The following is a 25664-nucleotide window of genomic DNA, read 5'->3' on the forward strand; positions in this document are numbered from 1 at the left end:
TTCCGCTGAATTTTGAGGTGGGGGTCTTACCGCCAGTTAATGCGGGATAAAAGGCACCTCTGACGGGGCACCTTTTATTTTCACTCTATTGTACACCATACTGAATATAACTTGGATCGTAGTATATCCATTGATTTGTCCCTAAGCAAAGCCATCCATCTTGCTTACTCCATACTCGATACGATTCACCATGATGTAACTGTCTTATAACATTTCCTTTTAATGATGGAGCGTCACGTAAATTTACATTATCACCAGTAATAGTCGCCACATAATGTTTATACTGAATATAACTCGGATCATTATATACCCACTGATTTGTCCCTAAACAAAGCCATCCATCTTGTTCTCCCCAAACTTCATATGTTTCGCCACGATTCAATTGGCGAATTACACTAGACTGCAAAGATGGTCCACTTCTCAAATTCACATTATCTCCATTAATTATAGCAACCCCGTACACTGGAGTTGCATTATTAGGCGGAGAAACATTCCCTCCACCACTTGCTCCATTCCCTTGTAAAGCTTCTAGTGAAACTGCAGCTGATACATCACAATTTCCTACACCTGAAATTTGTCCAGAATCTGTGTACTGCCATGCTGTCCACGCTGTCCATCCACCAGCATCAGCAGGCGGTGTACTAGAGTATTTAGCAATCCAAAGTGGAATATCACTTAATCCGCTAATTCCGAACTCATTAATATACCAAACTCCTGTATATAACATTACATCTTTTCCAGTAGCCTGTTTCACATAATTTATGAAGCTTCTTGCCCAATTCGATATAGCGCTACCAGTTAAATTACTATTACTCGGATCTTTTGGTGATTCTAAATCCAGAACTGGCATTAAGTCTGTCTGGTTACTTTGTAATATACTCACAAAATATTTCGCCTCTGAAATTGCATCATTTTGTTCTGGATGTGCAAAATGGTATGCACCAATTAATACATTCGCACTTCGGGCTGCTTGTACATTTTTAGTAAAAGTAGGATCAATATAATTTACACCTTCTGTCGCTTTTGCATACGCTGCTGGAATTCCAGATGCCTTCACTGCATTCCAATCAATATTCCCTTCCCAATGAGACACATCAATAAACGTAACATTTGAACTCGATCTGTTTTGCATATAAAATCTCCTATCAATTTTTTTACTTCGTATACATACAATATGTACAAATTTCATAAGAGGACACGACATTTATGCTATAGAAACAAAGAGTAAATATATTTTGTATACAAAATAAAAAAGACCTTGTATTTACAAGGCCTTTTGCAAACTCCCTTTATTTTGTAACAAGTACATATTATAATACAAACCTTGCTCACTTAGTAATTCTTGATGTGTTCCTCTTTCTACTATCTCTCCATCATGCATCACAAAAATTTGATCTGCATCTTGAATTGTAGATAACCTATGCGCAATGGCTATCGTCGTTCTACCTTTTCGCATTTGTTGCAACGCTGTTTGAATAGCCTCTTCTGTTTCTGTATCGATATTAGCTGTTGCTTCATCTAATACTAATACTTTCGGATTCGTTGCTATAGTTCTAGCAAAAGCAATTAATTGTCGTTGACCGCTTGAAAATGCTGCACCTCTTTCTACTACTTCTGTTTCATACTGCTCTGGTAACTTTTCAATAAACGTATTCGCTTGCACAAATCGAGCAGCTTCTTTTACTTCTTCATCCGTAATTTCTTCATTATACATACGAATATTTTGCTTTACATTTCCAGCAAATAAAAATGCATCTTGCAATACGAGTCCTATTTTCTTTCTAATTTCTCGTTCTTCAAATTTTTCTAAATCTACACCGTCTATTACAATATTTCCTGACTTAAGATTATAAAATCGCATTAACAAATTCATAATCGTACTTTTTCCGCTACCAGTATGCCCAACAAAAGCAACCGTTTGCCCTTGTTTCACGTGAAATGATACATTTTTTAAAACGTCACGCTTTCCATCATACGAAAAAGTAACATTTTTAAATTCAATATCTCCATCCACAACTTGAGGATTCTCATTGCCTTTTTGAACCGGTGCTAAATCTTTCTCGTCCATTAAATGAAATACACGTGATGACGAAACAAGTGCCTGTTGGAAAAAGGACAATTTCATCATCATCTCATTTACAGGTTGGAAGAAACGATGTATATAGTTAACAAAAGCATATAAAACTCCTACTTCAACAGGGCTCTTTAAAGCATCAATCCCAAATAAACCTAGTACTAACGCAATAGCTACAATATGTACTAAATCCGTAGCTGGTCGTAAAAGTAATGCGTCTAACTTCAAAGTACGTCGCCCTGCACTATAATGTTTATTATTCACTTCTTCAAACTCTTTTCTCATACGTTTTTCTTGTCTGAACACTTGAACAATATTCATTCCTTGTATGGACTCGTTCAATTTTGCATTTAACACGCTTAGTTGATTACGTACTTCTAAATAAAAAGCTGCACTTTTCCGGCGATATAATACCATAATCGCGAACATTATCGGAATTAATACGAGAGAAAATAACGCTAATTTTACATCTAATAAAAACATCGCTATTAAAATACCTACTAAAAAGACTACATTTTTCACAAATGTTGATAATACACTGACATAAAAATCTTTAATCGCTTCCGTATCATTCGTTATACGAGATACGAGCGTACCAATTGGCGTACGATCAAAGAAACTTAATGACAGCTTTTGAACATGTTCATATACTTCAACTCGCATATCTTGAACAATCTTAAAAGCAATGTTCTGAAAGTACAATAGATTTAAATACGTAAATAATACTTTTAATAAATGAGCAACTATGTAAATTACAAATAAAGTAACGAGTGCTGATCGTTCAAAATCCCGCGGTACTAGGTGTTCATCGAGGAATTGTTTAATTAAAAAAGGCCCCATCATTTCCGTTACTGTCGCACCAACTAAAAAGATAAACGCTAAAGATAGCAACCCTTTATATGGCTTCATATAAGAAAGCAATCTACTTAAATCACTTCGCTTCTTCTCTACCATCATACGCCTCCTTTCTCAACTAAAGCTTCTAATTGCTGACTTTCATACATTTCTTTATACCAGCCGTTTTCCTTCATTAATTCCTCATGTGTACCTCTTTGTACAATTCTACCTTCATCAACAACAAGAATAAGATTGGCATGCTGAATTGCACTTAATCGGTGTGCAGTAATAATCGTCGTTTTCCCTGCTCTTTCCCTCTTTAAGGCACTTAAAATTGTCTCTTCTGTTTTTGCATCTACCGCTGATAAACAATCATCCAAAATTAAAATTTCAGCATTTGTTAATAAAGCACGAGCAATAGAGATTCGCTGTTTTTGACCACCAGATAACGAAACGCCTCTTTCCCCTACTACTGTTTCATATCCTTCTGAAAATTGGAGGATATCATTATGAATACAAGCAATATCTGCAGCTTGGGTAATTTCATTATATGTAGCATCCGCCTTTCCAAAGGCGATATTCTCACCAATACTTGCTGAAAATAAAAAATGATCTTGTGGCACATATGAAATAGCAGAACGGACACCATGAAGTGTTAAATCTCGAATATCTCGCTCCCCAACTTTTAATTCACCATTAAAATGATCATACTCACGGATTAAACATTTTAATAAAGTCGTTTTCCCTGCACCTGTACGTCCTACAACTCCTAGCGTTTCGCCCTTCTTCAAATCAAAGTGAATATCGTTTAAATGTAACAGTTCATTTTTCTTATACGAAAATGAATCAACGGCAAACGAAACATTACCGCTCGCTATCGTATGTACAGCATTTTCTCTATTTACTACATCTGATTTTTGTGAAAGAATTTTTTCTACACGGTCATATGAAGCACGCCCACGCTCCATAATATTGAACAACCATCCAAACGCTAACATTGGCCAAACGAGGGTACCTAAATATGTCGTAAATGTAACGAGATCACCTACTGTTAATTCACCTCTTACAACTAATACCGATCCGTAACATACTGCAATTAAAAAAGAAAATCCAACGATAAGAGCGATTGTCGGATCAAATAACGAATCAATACGTGCAACTAACACATTTTTATGCACAACATCTTCTGATTTTTTTCGAAACGCCTGCAAATCTTCTTTCTCTTGTCCAAGCGATCGAATCACTTTCATTCCACTCATACTCTCTTGCACTTTATCATTAATTTCCGAAAACGATTGCTGTGCTTTATGAAACCTTTTATGTAATAACGTTCCATAATAATTTGTCGAAATGGCTACAATCGGCATCGGAATTAAACTTAACAATGTTAACTTCCAACTAATTGTAAAACCCATCGCTACGAGTACACATCCCCCAACAGCTAATGAATCAACAAGCGTTAAAACACCCGCTCCAGCAGTTTGCTGGATCGCTTGAATATCATTGGTCGCATGTGCCATTAAATCACCTGTTCGATTTGACTGATAGAAAGATGGACTCATCTTTGTAAAATGTTCATATAAATTTTTTCGTAATTGGCGAGCTAATTTTAACGAAGACCCGAAAATCATAATACGCCATATGTAACGTAATATGTACATCGTAATGCCTACAATTACTAATAGTACAACCCATTTTAGTAACTTATCGGTCGTCAATGTTCCATCATTAATTTCATCTACAACGATTCCAATTACTTTTGGTGCTACAAGTTCTAAAAGTGCAACGCCAAACAATAAAATAATTCCAGTTATGTACGCTCGTTTTTCTTGTTTAAAAAACCACGCTAAATTCATAAACACTTTCATTTTTTTCCTCCTCCCTTAAAATGAGCGATGTTTTCAGTTTACCAAAAATACAGAATTTTTAAAAGTTTTAAAAACTATAACTAACAAAAAGAAAGACACTCTTAGCGAGTGTCTTTTAGCGCTTATTTCATTTGTTGCTTGTTCATTGCGCTCATCATTTGATTGATTTTCTTTTGGGAAGGTTTTTGTCCCATTTGCATCATCATCATTTTTAACATTTGTTCGTTAATTGGTGGATTTTTTTGTAAGTAATTCATCATATATTTGCGGGCAATGAAAAATCCTAACGCCACGCCTGCTACTAGTGCTACTACGCCCACTAGAATACCTAACCAAATTGGCATATATTTTCCTCCTTCATGTTGTCTACCTTACAGTGTACTAAAACCTTTTCAATAAGACAAGATACAATTCGACATTTTTTACACATATGTTCGTACTTGTTTTAGAGGGTTCAGCCATCCGTACTTTGTATTTTCATAATCCATAGCTAAAAATGTTAATTCACACTTTCTTAACACCTCAAAGAATGTTGTTTCCATAGAGACATTTCCAGAGGTATTCATACGAATATAGTGCGGTTTCACCATTATTTCGCCGTACTCCGCTCCCGTATAAAGTGTATGTGTATGATGTGTTCTATCATATTTACCAAGAACGCGCAAAGCTTGTTCTAATTTATGATGAATTTTCATTACTTGCAATGGCATCGTTATATACATCATTTGCTTATATAACACTTTTTTCTCCGAAAGGGACCCAGATTCTGAAAATCGAGCAAATAAATCAAAAAACAAATATTCACGACCAAAATAAGCTTTCGCAATATCCTCTTGAATTAAATACAATTCATACGTTTTCATTTTTCCACTCCCAATCTGGACAACCTTTTCTCTTCATTATATATAAGAAAATTTGCAATGATTGTCTGACTGCGGAGAGATAAAAAACTTTTTCTGTCGAAAAAACTCATTTACATAGAAAAACCTCTCCATGCCGGAGAGATTTTTCTGAAATCATTAAAGCATTTCTTTTACTTTACGAACAACGTTCTCTACAGTAAATCCATACTCTTCCATAATCTTCTCACCAGGAGCAGAAGCACCGAACGTATCGATACCTAACACATCTCCTTCAAGACCTACGTAACGGTGCCATCCGAATGTAGCACCCATTTCGATTGCGAAACGTTTTGTTACTGCTTTTGGTAATACAGATTCTTTGTACTCTGCAGTTTGAGCTTCGAAGCGATCCATAGATGGCATGCTGACAACAGCTGCGTCAACGCCGTCTACTGCTAATGCTTTTTGAGCTTCAACAGCTAGGCTTACTTCAGATCCAGTTGCAAGTAAGATTACATCAGCCGTTTCTTTCTTGCTTGCAGAAACTACATATGCACCTTTTGCTACTTTTTCATACGTATCATCTTTTGCACCTTCTAATGTTGGAAGGTCTTGACGAGTTAATACTAAAGCAGTTGGTTTGTTTGTAGATTCTAAAGCAAGTCTCCAAGCTGCAACAGATTCGTTACCATCAGCAGGACGGATAACAGAAACGTTTGGCATTGCACGAAGCGCTGCTAATTGCTCGATTGGTTCATGTGTTGGACCATCTTCACCAACAGCGATACTGTCATGTGTGAATACATACGTTACTGGCAATTGCATTAATGCTGCAAGGCGAATTGCTGGACGTAAGTAATCAGAGAATACGAAGAACGTACCACCGTAAGTTTTTAAACCACCATGTAGTGCAATACCGTTCATTGCTGCACCCATTGCGAACTCACGTACACCGTACCAAATGTTTTTACCGCTGTAATCATCTCTTGTAAAGTCTTTTTCGTTATTCATGTATGTTTTGTTAGAACCAGCAAGGTCAGCAGATCCACCGAAGAATGATGGTACAGACTCTGCAATTGCATTAATTACAGCACCAGAAGAATTACGAGTTGCTGCTTTTGATCCTAATTCATAAGTTGGTAGGTTTTGCTCCCAACCTTCTGGAAGTTGACCGTTCATTGCTGCTTGGAATTCGTTTGCTAATTCTGGGTATGCTTGTGCATATTCACCTAGCATCGTGCTCCACTCAGCTTGCGCAGTTTCACCAACATCTTGTACTGTTTTACGGAAGTTGTCATATACTTCTTCTGCTACGTGGAAGTCTTGCTCAGCAGTCCAAGCATATGCTTCTTTCGTTAATTTTGTTTCTTCTACACCAAGTGGAGAACCATGTGAAGCTGATTTTCCTGATTTGTTTGGAGAACCGAAACCAATTGTCGTTCTTACTTCAATTAGCGTTGGGCGTTTTTCGTCAGCTTTCGCTTCTTCAATTGCTTTCGCGATTGCTTCAATATCGTTTCCATCCTCAACACGGATTACTTGCCATCCGTATGCTTTGTAACGATCTTCTACACTTTCAGAGAATGAACGATTTAAATCGCCATCTAATGAAATATCGTTTGAATCATAAAGCACAACAAGACGACCTAATTGTAAATGAGCAGCTAATGAAGATGCTTCAGCAGAAACGCCCTCCATTAAATCTCCATCACCACAAATAGCGTATGTATAATGATCTACTACATTATACGCATCACGGTTATATTTAGCAGCTAAATGTCTTTCAGCCATTGCCATACCTACAGCAGTTGCAATACCTTGTCCAAGTGGACCAGTCGTTGCATCTACACCAGCTGTATGACCGTACTCAGGATGTCCTGGAGTTTTGCTTCCCCATTGACGGAAGTTCTTTAAGTCATCCATTGTTACATCATAACCAGATAGGTGAAGTAGGCTGTATAATAACATTGAACCATGACCTGCAGATAATACGAAACGATCACGGTTAAACCACGTTGGGTTATTTGGATTGTGTTTCATAAATTGAGTCCATAATGTATAAGCCATTGGTGCTGCACCCATTGGCATTCCTGGGTGACCAGAGTTTGCTTTTTCAATCGCATCGATGGATAATGTGCGAATCGTGTTGATAGAAAGTTGTTCGATTGAATGTGACATGCTATTCTTCCCTTCGCTTATATTAGTAAACGTTTTATACATTTATATGATAGCTTCCCACGCAAGATTATACAACATGTATCGACAAATATGTTGATATTTTTTTGATTTTTTATAAAAAAATCAATGTTTCCGGGAATGTATGGGCATTCAATATGACATACTTTTTCATTGTTTTTATTTTAAAAAGAAAGGGAATTATCTGTATATTTATACAATTTTCTTCTATACTTACGTTTTTAAAAACATAAAAAAGCATCTAACTTCGATGCTTTTCAAATAAGTTAAACAATCCTTTTCCGAATCGAACTTGAAATCAAATCAATTATAATTACCATTAAAATGATACCTAATAAAATAATCCCAACACGAGACCAATTCCGTGAACTCAGCGCAAAAATCAAAGGTGTACCAATCCCTCCTGCTCCAATAACCCCTAAAATCGCAGCGGATCGTACATTAATTTCAAATCTGTATAACGTATACGATAGAAAATCCGGTAACACTTGTGGTAACACTGCATACCAAAGTATTTGAAAACGGTTTGCTCCTGTTGCTAGTAACGCTTCCGTCGGTCCATTATCTATGTTTTCAATTCCTTCTGAATATAGTTTCCCTAACATTCCAATAGAATGTAATCCTAAGGCCAATACTCCTGCAAAAGAGCCTGGACCAACAGCTTTTATAAATAAAAGAGCCATAACTAATTCAGGAAACGTACGAACAAAACTAAGTACAAATTTCCCAGATCCTGAAGTTAATTTTCCACTACTCATATTCGTTGCCGCCCAAAAGGCAAACGGAACAGATAAAAATGCAGAAATAAATGTACCTAATATTGCAATTGCCAACGTATCAATTAATCCATGTAATAAATCTTCACCATCTGGCAAAGATACATACGACCAGTCTGGATTCAATATCCCTGTCATAATTGCTTTCGTAATTTCACCTGCTGTGTCCTTTATCCCCTCTAATGGCACTCCTGAAAAGGCCCATGCATATACAACTGTAAGTGCTATTAAAATAATCCAGCGATATATACTCGGTTTCTTCGGTTTTGGCACAATCATCGTCGTTCTATTCATTATAGTTTCTCCCGCAACAATGTACTAATGTAGTCAATTAACAAAACAACAATAAGGGTATAAATAATTATAGAAGCAGTTTGTTTATATTGTAAAAATCCAAGTGTACGATCATAATATAATCCAATACCACCTGCTCCTACTAAACCTAGGACAGCCGCTGCACGTACATTCACCTCAAATGTATATAGTACATAGGAAACAAAGTGTGCTTTTACTTGTGGAATGACTCCATAAACAATCCATTGCACCTTATTAGCCCCTACAGCTGTCATCGCTTCTAGTGGGCCCGGGTCAATTGATTCAATTGATTCATACAACAATTTCGTCACGAGCCCAATTGAGAAAAAAGTAAGAGCTAAAATACCCGGAAGTGGTCCTATTCCAAAAATAGCTACGAAAATTGCCGCTAATAATAAATCTGGTATCGTTCGAATAAAATTTAAAATCAATCGAGCTGGACTGTATAAAAATGTACTAGTAAACACATTACTTGCCGCAATCAGTGCAAGTGGAATAGCTAAAATCGCTCCTAAAGTCGTCCCAATAATCGCCATACGTATTGTATCTAACATTGCTGTTGTAATAACTTGAAAATAACTCCAATCTGGCGGCACCATTTCTTTTAACAAATCCATCATATTAGGAAAACCAACTACTAGCTTTGAAAATGATGCGTCGACCTGTATACTACTTCCCCACAACAGTAAAATGACTAGAATAAACGTTAACATATGTTTTAACTTACTCGGCGGCTTCGGTATCGATTTCGAATATATCGTTACGTCACTCATTTAACTGCCACCTCTAACAATTCATTTTTCTGTGCTACATCTCCATAAATTTCAGCAAATTTTTCATCTGTCGCCTCTTCTACTGAACCATCAAAAACAATTTCTCCTGCATGTAATCCAATAATACGTGTCGCATATTGCCTAGCTAAATCAATAGAATGCAAATTCACAATTGTTGTAATTCCAAAATCTTCATTGATTTTTTTCAAATCATTTAATACTTGCTTTGTCGTAAGTGGATCTAACGATGCAACAGGCTCATCTGCCAATATGATTTTTGCTTCTTGTGCCAATGCTCTAGCTATTGATACACGTTGCTGTTGTCCTCCTGATAATTCATCAGCACGTGCATATGCTTTTTCTAAAATATTCACTCTTTTTAACGCTTGAAATGCGAGCTCCACATCTTCTTTCGGAAACAAACCTAACGTTGTACGTAATGTGGAATGATATCCAATACGACCAGCTAATACATTTTTTAATACTGTTGATCGCTTTACAAGATTAAAACTTTGGAAGATCATACCGATATCCCGGCGCATACGCCTTAATTCTTTTCCTTTCGCAGCAGTAATAGACTCACCTTCAATAATGATTTCTCCTTCGGTAATCTCATGAAGACGATTTACGGATCTGAGAAGTGTAGATTTTCCAGCTCCAGACAGCCCTACCATTACAACAAACTCACCTTTTTGAATTTTCAAGTTTATATTATTCAATCCTTTTGTACCATTTGGATACACTTTGGAGACATTTCGAAACTCTATCACACATCTTACCTACCTTCTATGTATTCAAAATGGCAAAATAACTGAAAACATCCCCTTTCAGCTAGCTGCCATTTTCATATGTATTATTGCGTTTTTACTTTCTTCCCATATTCACGAACGATATCAAATTTACTATCATCAGATTTAACATATCCTTCATGTGAATATACTTCTTTAATGATTTTGTGACCTTCCTCATTCTTTCCAATTTCAATGAAAGCATCTTGTAATTTCTTGCTCCACTCTGCATCTAAATCAGATCGTACAGAAATTGTATCGTTCGGAATTTTCTCAGTAAATTTCACTATTTTCGTTTGATCAAATATATTCGGATAATCTTTTTTTACAATATTACGAGCATCTTGGAATACAACAGCCGCATCTACGTCACCATTTAAAAGAGCAATAAGCGACTGATCGTGACCTTTTAATGTAACAGGTTTCACATCTTTTAACGGATCAATTTCCTCTTTTAATAGAACAGCTGCAGGCCATACATACCCTGCTGATGATGTTACATCTTGATAACCAATCTTTTTACCTTTTAAATCTTTTACACTATTTATATTAGAGTCTTTTTTAACAACAAACTCAGATTTATAATAATCTACTAAATCTTTTGTAGGAGCTCCCGTTTCATCATCTACTCCAAAACGTTGTGCTTGTAAAATTACATTTGCAGCCTTCTTTTCATGTGCTAATACGTACGCTGTTGGCGGTAAAAATCCTACATCTACTTGTTTAGATGCCATCGCTTCTACAATTGTATTGTAGTTCGTTGAAATACTAACTTTTACTGGAATATTTAACTTATCACTTAATAGCTTCTCAAGCGGTTTTGCCTTCGCCTCTAACGTATCCGCATTTTGAGAAGGAACAAATTGAACATTTAAAGTCTTCGGTACATACCCTTTTTTCGTATCTTCATTTTTACTTGCACTTGACTCTTTCGTCCCGCAGCCACTTAATAATCCCGCTGCTAGTACAACTGTTGTGCTCATTGCAAAAACTTTTTTCAACATGTTAATGCCTCCATTTTTCATTGTTATAAAATAACCTTTCATAAACATGAAGAAATATATCACATATTTTTACAAATAATTGATTATTTACAGAATCTTTACACATTCTATACACTCACATTAAAATTCTCTTCACATATTTGATATGATGAATTGGAAGATAACAATAGAAAAGGTGAGTCATATTGGAACAAAATCAAACTGTAACTTTAAACATCTTATTAACAAGCGATATACATGGCACTGTTTATCCTATTCACTACCAAGATAACTCCCCAGCAGAACTTGGTTTAGCTAAAATTTCTACTCTTATAAAAAAAGAACGTTCCAAAAATAGAAACGTTCTTTTAATTGATAATGGCGACTTTATTCAAGGCACACCATTTACTTATCATTATGTTACATACGAAAAAAACAAAAAAAACCCAATGTCCTTATTAGCGAATTACTTACAGTATGACGCTGCAATTATCGGCAATCATGAATTTAATTACGGGATGGATATATTAAATAATGCTGTGACTACTGCGAACTTCCCGTACCTATCAGCAAACATTTTAGATAAAAACAGTAAAAAACCTTATTTCGGGAAACCATATGTAATAAAACATATTGAATCAAATATAAAAATTGCTATTTTAGGGGTGACAACGCATTACATTCCCAATTGGGAACAACCCCATCACATTAAAGATTTACTATTTGAAGATGCATTAAAGACTACAAAAGAATGGGTTTCTTACATTCGCAAACATGAGAAACCAGATTTACTAGTCGTAGCGTATCACGGGGGAGTTGAACGAGATTTACAAACCGGGGTACCGACTGAAGTGTTAACAGGAGAAAACCAAGGATATGCAATGTGCCATGAAATTGAAGGTATAGATCTTTTACTAACAGGTCATCAACACCGAGAAATTTCTCACACAATGGCTAACGGTGTAACAATTTTACAGACTGGATGCAATGGACACTCAGTTGGAAAAGTAAAAATAACATTCGAAAAAACAAAACATAAATGGGTGAAAAAAGAGAGTTCTTCTGAATTATTATCTGTACAAGGAGTTGAGGCGGACCAAGATGTACTTTCATTGGTAGCCGATTACGAAGAGAAAACACAAAAGTGGCTTGATCAACCTATTGGAATCATTCAAGGGGGCATGCAAATTTCAGATGCTATGCAAACTCGTTTGCATGATCATCCTTTTATCGAATTCATAAATAAAATACAGATGGATATAGCTAATGTATCAATTTCTTGTACAAGTTTGTTCCATAATACATCTCCAGGTTTCCCGGAACATGTAACAATGCGTGACATCGTTTCTAATTATATTTATCCAAACACATTAAAAGTAATTAGAATAACTGGAGCAGATATAAAAAACGCTCTTGAACTCTCTGCTTCTTATTTCACATTAAAAACAGATGGATCCATCACCGTAAGTCCTACCTACATAGAACCAAAGCCACAACATTATAATTATGATATGTGGGAAGGGATTTCATACGTATTAAACATTTCAAAACCAATTGGTGAAAGAGTAGAATCTTTACAGCATGACAGTGCTCCTCTTAATATGAATGAAGAATATGACGTTGTAATGAATAATTATCGTGCAAGTGGCGGGGGAAATTTCTTTATGTTTCAAAACAAACCAGTAGTAAAAGATATACCCACAGATATGTCTGAACTTATCGCTAATTATATATTGGAACATAAAACGATAGAAGCAACAGTTAATAACAACTGGAAAGTTATTAAATAACGATTTTTACAAATAAAAAAGATGGGCTTCGCCCATCTTTTAATTTAATTTTGCATTATCTTGCTTTTTTAAAGCTTTTAATTTCGTCGGTGTAACATCTGTACCTTCTTCGTTAACAACTTTAATACCTTTAAGTTCGTTTAACATATTTTGACGAAATCCTTTTAAATATTGTTCACGTAGCGATTGACGCTCACGTTGCTCTTCTTCAGTTAAACCTTCAGCTTTTGCTTTTTTCGCTAAGAAGTTAATGCGTTCAACGAGTTCGTGATTAATCATCTCGAATCCCCCTTCTAATCAAAACTGATTATTATCATACAATAGTTACTCTTCTTTATCAAGCAATTGCTTCGTATACTCTACATATCTACGATGTACAGTTGCCTTTGAAACATTATGACCAAATCCACGTAATGTTGCTGCAATTTCTTCAAACGTGAGTTCACTTTTTCGCAAACGTACAATTTCCTCAATTGGCACTTCTTTTTTCTCTCTTCCTACACTTAAATGACGATTTTTTAAATTTTTTTCTGGACGATAACCTTTTTCTACTGCACGTTGCATACCTCGTTTAATTTTCATATTATGAATCTTTCTTTGATATTCTTCAACAATACCAATAATATCTAATACCATCGAATCAGAATCCGACAATTGTAATTCACCATTATGTGTATGCGTATATACTTTTATGCCTTCTTTATGTAAACAATGCATTAACGCGATCTTCGCATTTCCTCTACCAAGACGCGTTTCATCTTGTATAAGTAACACATCAATTTGTTCGTCTCGAATTGTATCCAACACCTCTAATATACCGTCACGTTCAATTGTATATCCACTAGCCTGCTCTTCAATCACCTTAGTAACATTCATTTGATAGCGCTCAGCTAAATGCAATAATTCATCTTTTTGACGTAATAATGATGTTTCTTGCGCTTCTTTCGTTGTACTCACACGTGCATAAATAATTGCATTCATTTTGAACCCCTCTTTCTCCCTATTATTTCCCTATAGTGTAACATAAATCCGCCATTTGTTCGAACTTATGTTTGTAGAATGTTTTTTCACATGTTATACTTATTAATAAGAAAAATGAAAGAAAACGAGGTGTTAGAAAACATGGAAAAGTTAACGAAACGCCAGCAAGACATTCTCGACTTTATTAAGCTAAAAGTACAAGAAAAAGGATATCCACCTTCCGTACGTGAAATTGGTCAAGCAGTCGGCCTCGCTTCTAGTTCTACAGTGCACGGACATTTATCACGATTAGAAGAAAAAGGATACATTCGACGCGATCCAACAAAACCACGTGCCATTGAAATTTTAGGTGAAGACCGAATGGATACGGAAACACAATCTGTTATTCAAGTTCCAATTGTCGGAAAAGTTACTGCTGGTTTACCAATTACAGCGGTCGAAAGCGTAGAGGAACATTTCCCACTTCCAGCTAGTATTGTTGCTGGAGCAGACCAAGTGTTCATGTTACGTATTTCTGGAGATAGTATGATTGAAGCTGGTATTTTCGATGGAGATTTAGTTGTTGTTCGCCAACAACAGTCTGCATATAATGGTGAAATTGTAGTCGCTTTAACAGAAGATAATGAAGCAACTGTTAAACGTTTCTATAAAGAAAAAGACCATTTCCGTTTACAACCAGAAAATTCTTCATTAGAACCTATCATTTTAAAACAAGTGTCAGTTATCGGGAAAGTAATTGGCGTATATCGTGATTTACATTAAAAAATAATAAAAAGAAGATAATTACCTTATTTATATACGGTAATTATCTTCTTTTTTGTATTTTGATAGATTTCCATGCATTCTATTTCTTATTAACGAGTTTTAATCGTCACATCTCCAGCAGCCGTTTTACCACTAATCTTTTTACTACCATTTCCAATTGTTACGTTTTTATTTTCTTCATTAAAAATTGTTACATCTCCGGCAGCACTTTGCCCAGTAATTACCGCATCTTGTGGTTTTTCCGATAAAGTAATATCTATATCTCCCGCAGTTGAACTTGCTTCTAGATTATACTTAGAATCATGATCTTGAATATTTATTTCCCCACTTGTTGTTTTTGCGGTCACTTTCCCTAATACCTTCTTAAAATTCACCTCACCAGCTTTTGTCGATCCCTCCACATTCTTAGCCGTTATTTGTTTCAACTCTACTTCTCCAGCAAGTGTTCTAACACTTACGCTATCACTTTTCACATCACTCATTTCGATTTGTCCAGCAGATGAATTTACTTTTACATCTTGGTAAGAGCGTTCGGGCACAAGGAGAGTCAATTTAGACGTTTGAAACCTAAAATCGTAAAAAGAAAAATCAAATGAAGCACCTTTTTCTCTTTCCCCAATAACTTTTAATGTGTCACCATCTTCTGCGATACGAATCTCTTGTTTACGCACATCTCCTGATTGCTTGATATAAAAAGAAGAGTCAGGAGATTTTTGGACAATAATATCCCCGGCATCTAACTTAACTTCTATATTTTTTAATGTTTCGTTTTTAATTACATTTTCTTTATCACCTTTTGTAGCAGTTTGTACTGCTTTTTCATATGTTTGGGAAATTCCTATTACTCCAATAATGATACAAGCAATAGCGATTAAAAATAGTTTTTTCATCATTTACTCTCCTTTTATCATTTTGAAGTTCCATATTACATATCGTACACACAATCTCTTAAACCACTTTGTACTATAAAAAGCGATAATACATAACAATAAACCTACTCCAACAAACGTTATACTAACGAAAAGATCCAACCATATAAAAGTACCCATAAATACTTTTCCAATAACGAAAAATGGTGTTACTACACTAGCAATACCACCGATCCAAAAAGAAAATATAAAAGCAATAATTGCGACTAACGGTCCTAACACAATAATAAAATTAAACAAACTAAGTCCAATCGCTGCCATAACAGCTCTTGTCACATTTGAAGTCGATGGATTTTTTTTCATTTCATCGAAGCGATACATCGCAAGTAATTCTTTCGCTATTACTTTCGGAGAACCAAGGCCTTGTATTATTTCTGATTCAGTTTTCCCCTCTTCTAGTCCAAACTGAAAGTGCTCTTCATAATCCAATAAAATATCTTGCCTCTCTTCCTCTGGTAACTTTCTAAGATAACTTGATAATTCTTTAAGAAACCCTTCTTTACTCATCCCATTCCACCCCTTCAATAATTTCTTGTACCCCTTTCGCAAAATCACACCATTCTGTTACTAACAAATGAAATTGCGTCTCCCCTTGCTCTGTTAATTGATAATATTTACGAGGTGGCCCTTCCGTAGATTCCTTTAAATACGTCTGAAAATACCCTTCTTTCGTCAAACGACGTAATAAAGGGTATACTGACCCTTCCGATATTAAAAATTTATTAGAAATTTGCTGAACAAGTTCATAACCGTAACTATCTTTACGTTTTACAAGTGCTAATACACAAAGTTCAAGCACACCTTTTTTAAACTGAACGTTCAAGTGCCATCCTCCTTCCCTATCTTAGTACTGTTCAATACACGGTACCTGATTTATCCATAATATACCACTTAGTATTGTTTATTGCAAGGTACTAAGCTATATTTATTCCCTAAATTTAGAAAATGAACTAACGAAATTCTGAATAAGACTGTGTTATAACTGAGCATCATTACGTTAATATCATTGAGTAATAATCTGATTCACAAGCCACAAACTTATAGCCTTGCAGATGAGGACATAAAAATCATCGCTCGCGTTGTACAAGGCAGTAAAGAATTATTAAGTTTTAGCACAAGTGATTAAAAAAGATAAGATCAATTCTTTTGAAAAGATTTTCTTAGTAACATGATTCAAAATAACCAAAAACAATCCATTATCTAGTAGTTAACATATCCAATAACTTCACTAAAAAAACCCTGATACCGTAGTATCAAGGCTTTTTCATTTCACAAATTATATAAAACTTACATTTATCTGATAATGTTTTTCTATGATATCACTACTTGTTATTAATTATTGGCTTTTATGTGGCTGTTTTTCATTTTGCAACCATATAAAATTGTAATAATAGGGAATTAAAAAACCCTTGATACGAGTTGTATCAAGGGTTCAAGCCTCTTAGTAAAGAGACATATATTGATCGCGTTCCCATTGGTGAACTTGTGTTCTAAAGATATCCCACTCAATCTCTTTCGCTTCGATGAAGTGCTCAAGTAAGTGTTCTCCTAGTGCACCGCATACTACTTCATTAGATTGTAATGTAACTAACGCTTGCGCTAATGTTGCTGGTAAGTCAACGATACCTGCTTCTTCGCGCTCTTCTTTTGTCATTACATAGATGTTACGGTCTACTGCAGCTGGTGGAGTTAATTTGTTTTTAATTCCATCAAGACCTGCAGCTAATAATGTAGCCATTACTAAATATGGGTTTGCAGCTGGGTCAACACTACGTACTTCTACGCGTGTACTAATACCACGAGATGCAGGGATACGTACTAACGGGCTACGGTTTTGTGCAGACCATGCTACGTAACAAGGCGCTTCATATCCAGGTACTAGACGTTTATATGAGTTTACAGTTGGATTTGCTATCGCTGTAAATGCTGGTGCATGTTTTAAAATACCTGCGATGAAGTGACGAGCATCATCACTTAGTTGTAAGTCACCGTTTGCATCAAAGAATACGTTCTCACCATTTTTAAATAATGATAAGTTACAGTGCATACCTGAACCGTTCACACCGTATAGTGGTTTCGGCATAAATGTTGCGTGTAAACCATGTTTACGAGCAATTGTTTTTACAACAAGTTTGAATGTTTGAATGTCATCACATGAGCGAATTGCATTTGCATATTTAAAGTCAATTTCATGCTGCCCTGGAGCAACCTCATGGTGAGATGCTTCAATTTCAAATCCCATTTCTTCAAGTTCAAGAACGATATCACGACGACAGTTTTCCCCTAGATCCATCGGCGCAAGGTCGAAGTATCCACCGTTATCGTTTAATTCTAATGTTGGATTTCCTTTTTCATCAACCTTAAATAGGAAGAATTCTGGCTCTGGTCCAAGATTGAAGTCTGAAAATCCTAAAGCTTCCATTTCTTTTAACACACGTTTTAAGTTGTTACGTGGGTCTCCATCAAATGGAGTGCCATCTGCATTGTAAATATCACAGATTAGTCGAGCTACTTTACCTTTTTCAGCTGTCCAAGGGAAAATTACCCAAGTGTCTAAATCAGGATATAAATACATATCAGATTCTTCAATACGTACGAAACCTTCAATCGAAGATCCATCAAACATCATTTTGTTATCAAGAGCTTTCGTTAATTGTCTCACTGGAATCTCTACGTTTTTAATTACCCCTAAAAGGTCCGTAAATTGTAAACGGATATACTTTACATTCTCTTCTTTCGCCAAACGGAAAATATCTTCTTTTGTGTATCTAGACATTATAAATTCCTCCTTAGTCCCTCTAATCGCCTTCAGAATCAGTTATCTTTAGTGAAAAAATCTTGAAATGTCACCTTGTCGCAATGAAGTTCGATTGAATCTACCTGTATGTTGTAGTTCATCTCGAAGTATTTTGCGAAGCTCAGTTTTTGAAATTTCTTTCGTTTCTTCTTTTACTTTCACTGCTTCTGTTTGATTTTCTTTCATTAGTAACACTTGCTTAATACCAGCCATATTCAAGCCTTGATCTAACAAATCTTTAATCTCTAACAACTTATCTACATCGTTAAATGAAAATAATCTACGATTCCCCTTTGTACGGGTTGGAGAAACAAGATTATGCTCTTCATAGTAGCGAATTTGACGTGCAGACAATTGTGTTAAATCCATAACAATACCAATTGGAAACAGCGGGGCAGAACGTCTATCTTCTTTCATTTTTCAGTTCCTCCTTCGCCTTAACTGCTTCTCATTTTATAACATGTTATGTTTAGTGTCAATAGATGTTAGCTTTTCTTACATGATTTTTTATAAATTTTTTCATTCTTTTTTCTAATCGCAGAAATCGTTACTTTTATACGAAAAAAGCTGCCGATATCGACAGCTCCCCTTTAAGAAATTGTTAATAAATTCTTTTCAATCAATTCATCAATCGCAGAACAAATCGCAATTTTAACATGCGAATACGTTAATCCACCTTGCACATATGCAACATACGGTGGTCTAATCGGACCATCAGCAGACAATTCAATACTTGCACCTTGAATAAATGTTCCCGCCGCCATAATTACATCATCTTCATAACCTGGCATATAGTTTGCATACGGAGTAAAATGCGAATTAATTGGAGATGCATATTGAATCGCTTGGCAGAAGGCAACCATACGGTCTTTATCATCAAATTGAACAGATTGAATTAAGTCTGTTCTTGGTGCATTCCACGCTGGTGACGTGTTCATTCCTAACTTTTCTAAAAACGCAGCTGTAAAAATCGCACCTTTCAGCGCTTGTCCTGCAACATGTGGCGCTAAGAAGAACCCTTGATACATTTCTTGCAGACTGTATAAAGACGCTCCAGCTTCCGCACCAATTCCCGGAGATGTTAAACGATATGCACACGCTTCAACATACTGTTCTTTACCGACAATGTAACCACCAGTTTTTACAATTCCCCCGCCTGGGTTTTTAATAAGCGAACCCGCCATTAAATCTGCACCAACATGACACGGCTCTTGCTCTTCAATAAACTCCCCATAACAATTATCTACAAACACAACAACATCAGGTTTAATTTCTTTAACAAACGCGATCATCTCTTTAATTTGAGAAATAGTAAACGATGGACGAGTAGCATAACCTTTCGAGCGCTGAATACCGATCATTTTCGTATTACTATGAATCGCTGCTGCAACAGCTTCAAAATCAACAAGCCCACCTTCAGTTAGCGGAACTGCATTGTAACCAATATTATATTCTTTAAATGAACCTACACCTTTCCCACGCACACCAACGATTTCCTCTAACGTATCATACGGTTTCCCAGTAATGTACAATAACTCATCTCCTGGACGTAAAATACCGAATAACGCTGTAGAAATAGCGTGAGTACCTGAAATAATTTGCGGACGAACAAGTCCAGCTTCCGCCCCAAATACATCAGCATACACTTTTTCTAACGTATCACGGCCAATATCATCATAACCATAACCTGTCGTCGGGATAAAATGCGAGTCACTAATTTTATGTTTACGAAAACTTTCTAATACACGAAACTGATTACTTTCAATTACTTCATCCGCACGTTTATGTACTTCTGTAATCTGATTCTCTACTTCTTTTACGATTGGAGCAATTTTTTCTCCATTTTTCAAACGATCAAACATTTTTATTTTCTCCTTCTTCCACTAAAAATCTCTTTAATTGCACATTAAGCGATGAATGAGTAAAAATATACCCTGCACAATCATATACAAATTTATCTTCCAGAAACTCCATCTTTGCTAATAGCGTTTCCGTCTTTAAAAGCGTTAATAACTTACCTTCACTCGGAGGGATTTCTACTCGATAACGATCCATTTCTTTCTTCATTTTCATTTCTATCGCTTCTTTTATACGCAATAAATCACTTTCTTCAAAAGCACTAGTCATTAAGAAATCACTTTTCGGAAACGGAATAAAGTTTTGATGTAATTCATCTTTTTTATTATATAACGTAATAATAGGAATATGATTAATTTCAAGTTCTGATAATAATCGTTTTACTGTTTTTTCATGCCCTATGTAGTTAGGATCCGCAGAATCAACTACATGTAAAATAACATCTGCTTCCCCCGCTTCTTCCAGTGTTGAACGAAAAGCAGCAATTAATGAAGTGGGTAAATCTTGTATAAAACCAACAGTATCAGTTAGTAATACTGTATAACCAGAAGGTAACGGCATCTTCCTCGTCGTTGGGTCTAGTGTTGCAAACAGAAGGTTTTCTTCAAACGTATTAGCTTCCGTTAATCTATTAAACAGTGTCGATTTCCCTGCATTTGTATAGCCTATTAATGAAATTTGAAATACTTTATTGTCTTTTCTTCTCTCACGATATCTTTTTCGGTGTTCCACAACAACTGCAAGTTGTTTCTTTATTTCATCAATACGCGATCGAATATGACGACGATCCGTCTCAAGTTTCGTCTCACCCGGTCCTCTCGTTCCAATACCACCACCAAGACGTGATAAGGACAACCCTTGCCCCATAAGACGTGGCATTGTATATTGCAACTGAGCTAATTCCACTTGCAGCTTACCTTCCCTCGACTTCGCACGTTGCGCAAAAATATCTAGTATTAGTTGCGTTCGATCAATTACTCTCGCATCTAATACTGAGGATAAATTCCGAATTTGACTCGGCGTTAATTCATTATTAAATATAATAACATCCGGCTCTAATTCTTCAGTTAGCATTGTAAGCTCTTCTAATTTCCCTTTACCTATGTAAGTTGCCGGATGAAACTTTGGTCGTTTTTGCGTTGTTGAAGCTAACACTTCCGCTCTCGCAGTCTTAGCTAGTGATGCAAGCTCTTTCATGGAATGCATAAATTTTTCATCATCATCTTGCGGCAATTGACAGCCTACTAATATGACTTTTTCTTTTTCTTCCATCAAATATGTTCACTCATCCTTTTCGAAATTTAAACCTTCTAATATAATAGCAGAGGAAGCACATTTCATCTAGTTAGCGGGGGAGAAAATTCATGGCATGGGAGATTTTTAGCATCATAGGCACAATCGCTTTCGCACTAAGCGGAGCCATTGTTGCAATGGAAGAGGATTATGATATTTTCGGGGTGTATATTTTAGGAATGGCAACCGCATTTGGGGGAGGTGCCCTTCGTAATTTATTAATCGGTTATCCGATTGTCGCGTTTTGGCAACAAGACATGTTATTCCAAATCGCACTTTTATCAATGACTATTATTTTTCTTTTTCCAAATAAGTTAATTAGTCATTGGAAAAAGTGGGAAAATATCACTGACGCTATCGGCTTATCAGCATTTGCTGTACAAGGAGCATTATATGCTCAAAAATTAAATTTACCAATTAGTGCCACAATCGTGGCAGCTGTTTTAACTGGTATCGGCGGCGGTATCATTCGCGACCTTTTAGCCCGCAGAAAACCTCTCGTTCTTCGAGCTGAAGTATATGCCTTTTGGACAATTTTAGCAGGTTTCTTAATTGGCGCTCAAATTATTGTTAGCGATTGGGCCCTTTACATTTTATTCATTTTAATTGTTTGCTTCCGCATGGTTTCTATTCATTACAAATGGCATTTACCGCACAGACGTATCGAAACGAAAGAACGTTCAATGCATAAATAGCAATCTAACCTCTTTACATATCGTAAAGAGGTTTTTCTTTTCTAACGATTTTTTCTTTATATAATGTTTATACTAATTTTTAAAGTGAGGTGAATACAAATGACAAACCACGTTAATAAAGGAGCTCAAAAAAGTTCAGTAAACCAATTTGGACACGACCCTAATTCAGCACACGAAAAGAGCGCTAAAATGGAACGCTTCCATAAAGCGCACCAAGAAAAAGCAAAAAAAGAGTAAACGAACTTATACACAAAAATAGACGCACAGTTTATGTACTGTGCGTCTCCTCTTCGAGCATCAAATCCATACTCGATATTCCAATTAAATCATTTTTATCATACGTATCTTCTTGCAACAACCGCATCGCCTGTGTACGAATTGATTTTTCAACAATATTCCGTACATATCGCCCATTACTAAACGATGTAATTTGCGACGAATACTTCACCGCATGTAAATGATCCCTAAATTTCCATTCAGCTTCTTTTGATAACTGATATTCACGATCTTCATACATTCTCTTTCCAATTTCCAATAGCTGATTTACCGAGTAATCCGCAAATTCAATAATAAATGGAAAACGAGATTGCAGCCCTGGATTTAATGAAAGAAAGTGATTCATCTCTCTTGAATATCCAGCTAAAATCAATACAAAACCATGTTGTTTATCTTCCATATGTTTTACAAGCGTATCAATTGCTTCTTTTCCAAAGTCCTTCTCTCCTCCTCGAGCTAAAGAATACGCCTCATCAATAAACAAAATACCTCCCATTGCTTTTTTTATTAAGTCTCTTGTTTTTTGAGCTGTATGGCCGATGTACTCTCCTACAAGATCAGCACGTTCAGCTTCAACCAAGTGGCCTTTCGATAGAATATTCATCTCAAACAGCAATTTTCCTATCATTCTAGCAACAGTTGTCTTCCCTGTACCCGGATTCCCTTTAAACAGCATATGAAGCACTTGCTTCTCAGACTTCAATCCCTTCTCTTGTCTTTTTTTATTCACATAAATCCAAGCATATATTTCTTTTATTATCTTTTTTATATCATCCATCCCAACAAGCTTCCCCATCTCTTCTTCAATTCTCTGCAGCATTTCATGTTTAATTGTAGTTTCATTTGAAATTACCGTTTTATTTTCTGCGGCTGGCAAAGAAATTTTCTTTCGATGGTTTAACACAATATTAATTTGATTGTTGTTTTTCTTTCGCATCGATTGTTCCATACAATCACCTCATTTTATCCCGCTATTTGCGAGCAGTAAGACTCCCACCTCGACATTCAGCAAACGCTTGGTATTTAAGCGGGAGATAACCGCCCGTAAATGCCCGATTGGTTCAACTAATAATCGCAGAGGATGAACAAAATCCCCACTGATTATAGTTTCACTTTATCCACTCACCAAATATTATTATTCCTGTCCCCCTTGTAAATGCCTATTTTCAGAAAAGTTTGCTATAATATAAGAAATAATTAAGGTGGTGGGACTATGGAGACAACGGAATTCCATGATACAATACAAGCCTTTTCTATTTTTTTATTGAATAAAGGCCGAAAACCCTCAACTATTAAACGTTATGTTTATGACGTTGAAGACTTCGGACATTGGTTAGAAAAAAACAAAAAGCTCCCTTCCAGTAATATATGGGCTACACTTTGTACAAAAGACTACGAAGATTACTTTTCCGATTTAAAAACGAATCGACATTACTCAGAAAAAACGATGCATCGTGTATTTACTGTATTAAATAGAATGCATCACTTTCTAAACATTCCCAATCCATTGAAGAATATGGAAATATCTATTCAACCAGACCGTACACTTCGTAACGAAGATTTCATTTCACCTGATGAAGAAAAAAGATTAAAGTATATAGTCACTTCATTAGAAGGACTTTCAGAAAAACAACTTCCTGTGCGCCCTTTATTAATGGATCGCAATATTGCTATTTTAAATCTATTGATAGACTACGGTTTATCCTTACAGGAACTTACAGCATTAACAATGCATCACGTTCACTTTGAAACTAATACATTATCAATCCCAGCAACCGCAGGTGTAGAAAGAACAATTACATTAGCAAAAGAAGACAAAAAACAACTATATACTTATTACAAAAGCATCCCAGAACCAGTTCGTCCTAAATACCATAGTGATGATCCATTATTTGTCGCATTCGATTTTAACCGTGGAACATACAGGTGGGTATATGAAAATGATGCACCAAAGGCATTAACGGAAATTGCTATACAAAAAATGATTCGCCTCGAAGTGGCTAGAGCCAATTTACGTAAAGGAATTTCAGGACAACATTTTCGTAACACCTATATTTTAAACTTAATAAAAAAAGAAACTCCTGAATCAGAAATTATAAAACTCGCTGGATTCAAATCAAAAATTTCCTTAAAGCGATATTATCAATACGCAGAAAATAGAAAAAACGCCTTATTGTAAGGCGTTTTTTCTATTTTTTCTTTAAACAAACGATTTTACTATGACCATTTAACTAATTTCTGCATCTACTATGATGAGTTTCGTTCACATTTTCGTGAGAAAGGAGAGATTTAATGTCTCGTTATAACGACAATCAAAACAAATTCTCCAAACCATGCTTTCCAAGTAGCGCCGGACGAATCCCGAATACTCCATCAATCCCAATTACTAAAGCTCAACTTAGAACATTTCGTGCGATTATTATTGATTTAACAAAAATAATCCCAAAACTTTTCGCAAATCCATCTCCCCAAAATATTGAAGACCTAATCGATACATTGAACCTACTGAGTAAATTTATTTGTTCACTAGACGCTACTTCCTCCCTGAAAGCACAAGGGTTAGCTATTATTAAAAACTTAATAACTATATTAAGAAATCCAACCTTTGTAGCAAGCGCTGTATTTATTGAGCTTCAAAATCTCATTAACTATTTACTATACATTACAAAATTATTCCGAATTGACCCTTGCACACTTCAAGAGCTCCTTAAATTAATAGCAGCATTACAAACTGCTCTAGTTAATTCTGCTTCGTTCATTCAAGGACCTACCGGACCTACTGGACCAGCAGGCGCTACTGGTGCCACTGGGCCTCGAGGTAACACGGGC

The 25664-nt window shown here is 35.8% G+C and carries 26 protein-coding genes; 6 read left to right on the plus strand and 20 right to left on the minus strand.

Annotation, left to right across the window (positions count from 1 at the left end; translation table 11 throughout):
* Positions 1-85: 85 nt before the first annotated feature.
* The 10 genes from HMPREF2590_RS20985 to HMPREF2590_RS21030 form a co-directional block, all read right to left on the minus strand.
* On the minus strand, positions 86-1132 hold the full coding sequence (locus tag HMPREF2590_RS20985; protein WP_001181400.1) for a GH25 family lysozyme: 1047 nt from the start codon (positions 1130-1132) through the stop codon (positions 86-88).
* A gap of 132 nt (positions 1133-1264) precedes the next feature.
* Positions 1265-3028, minus strand: coding sequence for an ABC transporter ATP-binding protein (locus tag HMPREF2590_RS20990; RefSeq protein ID WP_000229518.1), 1764 nt, complete (start codon positions 3026-3028; stop codon positions 1265-1267).
* Positions 3028-4779: an ABC transporter ATP-binding protein gene (locus HMPREF2590_RS20995; RefSeq protein WP_000862450.1), complete on the minus strand. Its 1752-nt coding sequence runs from the start codon at positions 4777-4779 to the stop codon at positions 3028-3030. The genes HMPREF2590_RS20990 and HMPREF2590_RS20995 overlap by 1 nt, the downstream gene beginning before the upstream one ends.
* 122 nt (positions 4780-4901) lie before the next feature.
* A complete protein-coding gene (locus HMPREF2590_RS21000) occupies positions 4902-5123 on the minus strand; it encodes a YneF family protein (protein WP_001123317.1) in 222 nt (73 codons plus the stop codon).
* A gap of 78 nt (positions 5124-5201) precedes the next feature.
* On the minus strand, positions 5202-5642 hold the full coding sequence (gene sirA, locus HMPREF2590_RS21005; protein ID WP_000860645.1) for a sporulation inhibitor of replication protein SirA: 441 nt from the start codon (positions 5640-5642) through the stop codon (positions 5202-5204).
* Positions 5643-5798: 156 nt separating this feature from the next.
* Positions 5799-7799 (minus strand): transketolase, encoded by a 2001-nt coding sequence (gene tkt, locus HMPREF2590_RS21010; RefSeq protein WP_000019773.1) that lies wholly within the window; start codon positions 7797-7799, stop codon positions 5799-5801.
* A 284-nt stretch (positions 7800-8083) separates the two neighbouring features.
* Positions 8084-8887 (minus strand): phosphonate ABC transporter, permease protein PhnE, encoded by an 804-nt coding sequence (phnE, locus tag HMPREF2590_RS21015; protein ID WP_001082386.1) that lies wholly within the window; start codon positions 8885-8887, stop codon positions 8084-8086.
* Entirely contained in the window at positions 8887-9681 is a 795-nt protein-coding gene (gene phnE / locus HMPREF2590_RS21020; RefSeq protein WP_001286374.1) for a phosphonate ABC transporter, permease protein PhnE, read from the minus strand. The genes phnE (HMPREF2590_RS21015) and phnE (HMPREF2590_RS21020) overlap by 1 nt, the downstream gene beginning before the upstream one ends.
* Positions 9678-10451: a phosphonate ABC transporter ATP-binding protein gene (gene phnC, locus HMPREF2590_RS21025; RefSeq protein ID WP_000569246.1), complete on the minus strand. Its 774-nt coding sequence runs from the start codon at positions 10449-10451 to the stop codon at positions 9678-9680. The genes phnE (HMPREF2590_RS21020) and phnC overlap by 4 nt, the downstream gene beginning before the upstream one ends.
* A gap of 83 nt (positions 10452-10534) precedes the next feature.
* Positions 10535-11473: a phosphate/phosphite/phosphonate ABC transporter substrate-binding protein gene (locus HMPREF2590_RS21030; protein WP_000915057.1), complete on the minus strand. Its 939-nt coding sequence runs from the start codon at positions 11471-11473 to the stop codon at positions 10535-10537.
* Positions 11474-11658: 185 nt separating this feature from the next.
* Here HMPREF2590_RS21030 and HMPREF2590_RS21035 point away from each other — a divergent pair, with 185 nt between their 5' ends.
* Positions 11659-13242, plus strand: coding sequence for a bifunctional metallophosphatase/5'-nucleotidase (locus tag HMPREF2590_RS21035; protein WP_000437440.1), 1584 nt, complete (start codon positions 11659-11661; stop codon positions 13240-13242).
* A gap of 39 nt (positions 13243-13281) precedes the next feature.
* Here HMPREF2590_RS21035 and HMPREF2590_RS21040 read toward each other — a convergent pair whose 3' ends face one another.
* Positions 13282-13521, minus strand: a complete 240-nt coding sequence (locus tag HMPREF2590_RS21040; RefSeq protein WP_000607015.1) for a DUF896 domain-containing protein — start codon at positions 13519-13521, stop codon at positions 13282-13284.
* A gap of 45 nt (positions 13522-13566) precedes the next feature.
* Positions 13567-14223, minus strand: a complete 657-nt coding sequence (locus HMPREF2590_RS21045) for a YneB family resolvase-like protein (RefSeq protein ID WP_000991472.1) — start codon at positions 14221-14223, stop codon at positions 13567-13569.
* 141 nt (positions 14224-14364) lie between these two features.
* Between HMPREF2590_RS21045 and lexA the strand changes: the two genes are divergently transcribed.
* A complete protein-coding gene (lexA, locus tag HMPREF2590_RS21050; protein WP_000413738.1) occupies positions 14365-14985 on the plus strand; it encodes a transcriptional repressor LexA in 621 nt (206 codons plus the stop codon).
* A 92-nt stretch (positions 14986-15077) separates the two neighbouring features.
* Here lexA and HMPREF2590_RS21055 read toward each other — a convergent pair whose 3' ends face one another.
* From HMPREF2590_RS21055 to hflX, 7 genes are all read right to left on the minus strand, one after another.
* The gene (locus HMPREF2590_RS21055) at positions 15078-15881 is read right to left on the minus strand and encodes a DUF4097 family beta strand repeat-containing protein (protein ID WP_000976241.1); all 804 of its coding nucleotides are present in this window, start codon (positions 15879-15881) and stop codon (positions 15078-15080) included.
* Positions 15882-16424 (minus strand): DUF1700 domain-containing protein, encoded by a 543-nt coding sequence (locus HMPREF2590_RS21060; RefSeq protein WP_000031383.1) that lies wholly within the window; start codon positions 16422-16424, stop codon positions 15882-15884.
* Complete coding sequence (locus HMPREF2590_RS21065; protein ID WP_001102627.1) at positions 16417-16740, minus strand: PadR family transcriptional regulator; 324 nt, start codon at positions 16738-16740, stop codon at positions 16417-16419. The genes HMPREF2590_RS21060 and HMPREF2590_RS21065 overlap by 8 nt, the downstream gene beginning before the upstream one ends.
* Positions 16741-17358: 618 nt before the next feature.
* Positions 17359-18693, minus strand: coding sequence for a type I glutamate--ammonia ligase (gene glnA / locus HMPREF2590_RS21070; RefSeq protein ID WP_000092763.1), 1335 nt, complete (start codon positions 18691-18693; stop codon positions 17359-17361).
* Positions 18694-18741: 48 nt separating this feature from the next.
* Positions 18742-19131 carry a transcriptional repressor GlnR gene (gene glnR, locus HMPREF2590_RS21075; protein ID WP_000656783.1) on the minus strand — a complete coding sequence of 130 codons (390 nt, stop codon included), beginning with the start codon at positions 19129-19131 and terminating at the stop codon, positions 18742-18744.
* Positions 19132-19304: 173 nt separating this feature from the next.
* Complete coding sequence (locus HMPREF2590_RS21080) at positions 19305-20576, minus strand: methionine gamma-lyase family protein (protein ID WP_000460282.1); 1272 nt, start codon at positions 20574-20576, stop codon at positions 19305-19307.
* Positions 20569-21843 (minus strand): GTPase HflX, encoded by a 1275-nt coding sequence (hflX, locus tag HMPREF2590_RS21085; RefSeq protein ID WP_000391411.1) that lies wholly within the window; start codon positions 21841-21843, stop codon positions 20569-20571. The genes HMPREF2590_RS21080 and hflX overlap by 8 nt, the downstream gene beginning before the upstream one ends.
* Before the next feature lie 92 nt (positions 21844-21935).
* On the opposite strand from hflX, the gene HMPREF2590_RS21090 reads away from it, so the two are divergent.
* On the plus strand, positions 21936-22559 hold the full coding sequence (locus tag HMPREF2590_RS21090; protein WP_000312274.1) for a trimeric intracellular cation channel family protein: 624 nt from the start codon (positions 21936-21938) through the stop codon (positions 22557-22559).
* A 99-nt stretch (positions 22560-22658) separates the two neighbouring features.
* Positions 22659-22796 carry a hypothetical protein gene (locus tag HMPREF2590_RS30460; RefSeq protein WP_000181505.1) on the plus strand — a complete coding sequence of 46 codons (138 nt, stop codon included), beginning with the start codon at positions 22659-22661 and terminating at the stop codon, positions 22794-22796.
* Positions 22797-22827: 31 nt separating this feature from the next.
* Here the strand turns inward: HMPREF2590_RS30460 and spoVK are convergent, their stop codons facing one another.
* Entirely contained in the window at positions 22828-23784 is a 957-nt protein-coding gene (gene spoVK, locus HMPREF2590_RS21095; protein WP_000438177.1) for a stage V sporulation protein K, read from the minus strand.
* A gap of 264 nt (positions 23785-24048) precedes the next feature.
* Between spoVK and HMPREF2590_RS21100 the strand changes: the two genes are divergently transcribed.
* Positions 24049-25014 carry a tyrosine-type recombinase/integrase gene (locus tag HMPREF2590_RS21100; RefSeq protein WP_000450331.1) on the plus strand — a complete coding sequence of 322 codons (966 nt, stop codon included), beginning with the start codon at positions 24049-24051 and terminating at the stop codon, positions 25012-25014.
* A 113-nt stretch (positions 25015-25127) separates the two neighbouring features.
* The coding region (locus HMPREF2590_RS21105) for a collagen-like protein (RefSeq protein ID WP_074555590.1) at positions 25128-25664 on the plus strand (537 nt) is incomplete at its 3' end.

The sequence above is a fragment of the Bacillus sp. HMSC036E02 genome, from assembly GCF_001836235.1.
In the GTDB taxonomy this organism is placed as follows: domain Bacteria; phylum Bacillota; class Bacilli; order Bacillales; family Bacillaceae_G; genus Bacillus_A; species Bacillus_A cereus.

Bases quoted from the DNA above. Each gene is read 5' to 3' on its own strand.
- HMPREF2590_RS20995 (WP_000862450.1), bottom strand. From the start codon at position 4,779: ATGAAAGTGTTTATGAATTTAGCGTGGTTTTTTAAACAAGAAAAACGA.
- HMPREF2590_RS21100 (WP_000450331.1), top strand. From the start codon at position 24,049: ATGGAGACAACGGAATTCCATGATACAATACAAGCCTTTTCTATTTTT.
- HMPREF2590_RS21090 (WP_000312274.1), top strand. From the start codon at position 21,936: ATGGCATGGGAGATTTTTAGCATCATAGGCACAATCGCTTTCGCACTA.
- HMPREF2590_RS21080 (WP_000460282.1), bottom strand. From the start codon at position 20,576: ATGTTTGATCGTTTGAAAAATGGAGAAAAAATTGCTCCAATCGTAAAA.
- spoVK (WP_000438177.1), bottom strand. From the start codon at position 23,784: ATGGAACAATCGATGCGAAAGAAAAACAACAATCAAATTAATATTGTG.
- HMPREF2590_RS21000 (WP_001123317.1), bottom strand. From the start codon at position 5,123: ATGCCAATTTGGTTAGGTATTCTAGTGGGCGTAGTAGCACTAGTAGCA.
- HMPREF2590_RS21040 (WP_000607015.1), bottom strand. From the start codon at position 13,521: ATGATTAATCACGAACTCGTTGAACGCATTAACTTCTTAGCGAAAAAA.
- hflX (WP_000391411.1), bottom strand. From the start codon at position 21,843: ATGGAAGAAAAAGAAAAAGTCATATTAGTAGGCTGTCAATTGCCGCAA.
- phnE (WP_001286374.1), bottom strand. From the start codon at position 9,681: ATGAGTGACGTAACGATATATTCGAAATCGATACCGAAGCCGCCGAGT.
- glnR (WP_000656783.1), bottom strand. From the start codon at position 19,131: ATGAAAGAAGATAGACGTTCTGCCCCGCTGTTTCCAATTGGTATTGTT.
- HMPREF2590_RS20990 (WP_000229518.1), bottom strand. From the start codon at position 3,028: ATGGTAGAGAAGAAGCGAAGTGATTTAAGTAGATTGCTTTCTTATATG.
- glnA (WP_000092763.1), bottom strand. From the start codon at position 18,693: ATGTCTAGATACACAAAAGAAGATATTTTCCGTTTGGCGAAAGAAGAG.
- tkt (WP_000019773.1), bottom strand. From the start codon at position 7,799: ATGTCACATTCAATCGAACAACTTTCTATCAACACGATTCGCACATTA.
- HMPREF2590_RS21055 (WP_000976241.1), bottom strand. From the start codon at position 15,881: ATGATGAAAAAACTATTTTTAATCGCTATTGCTTGTATCATTATTGGA.
- HMPREF2590_RS21045 (WP_000991472.1), bottom strand. From the start codon at position 14,223: ATGAATGCAATTATTTATGCACGTGTGAGTACAACGAAAGAAGCGCAA.
- phnE (WP_001082386.1), bottom strand. From the start codon at position 8,887: ATGAATAGAACGACGATGATTGTGCCAAAACCGAAGAAACCGAGTATA.
- HMPREF2590_RS30460 (WP_000181505.1), top strand. From the start codon at position 22,659: ATGACAAACCACGTTAATAAAGGAGCTCAAAAAAGTTCAGTAAACCAA.
- lexA (WP_000413738.1), top strand. From the start codon at position 14,365: ATGGAAAAGTTAACGAAACGCCAGCAAGACATTCTCGACTTTATTAAG.
- HMPREF2590_RS20985 (WP_001181400.1), bottom strand. From the start codon at position 1,132: ATGCAAAACAGATCGAGTTCAAATGTTACGTTTATTGATGTGTCTCAT.
- HMPREF2590_RS21060 (WP_000031383.1), bottom strand. From the start codon at position 16,424: ATGAGTAAAGAAGGGTTTCTTAAAGAATTATCAAGTTATCTTAGAAAG.
- sirA (WP_000860645.1), bottom strand. From the start codon at position 5,642: ATGAAAACGTATGAATTGTATTTAATTCAAGAGGATATTGCGAAAGCT.
- HMPREF2590_RS21030 (WP_000915057.1), bottom strand. From the start codon at position 11,473: ATGTTGAAAAAAGTTTTTGCAATGAGCACAACAGTTGTACTAGCAGCG.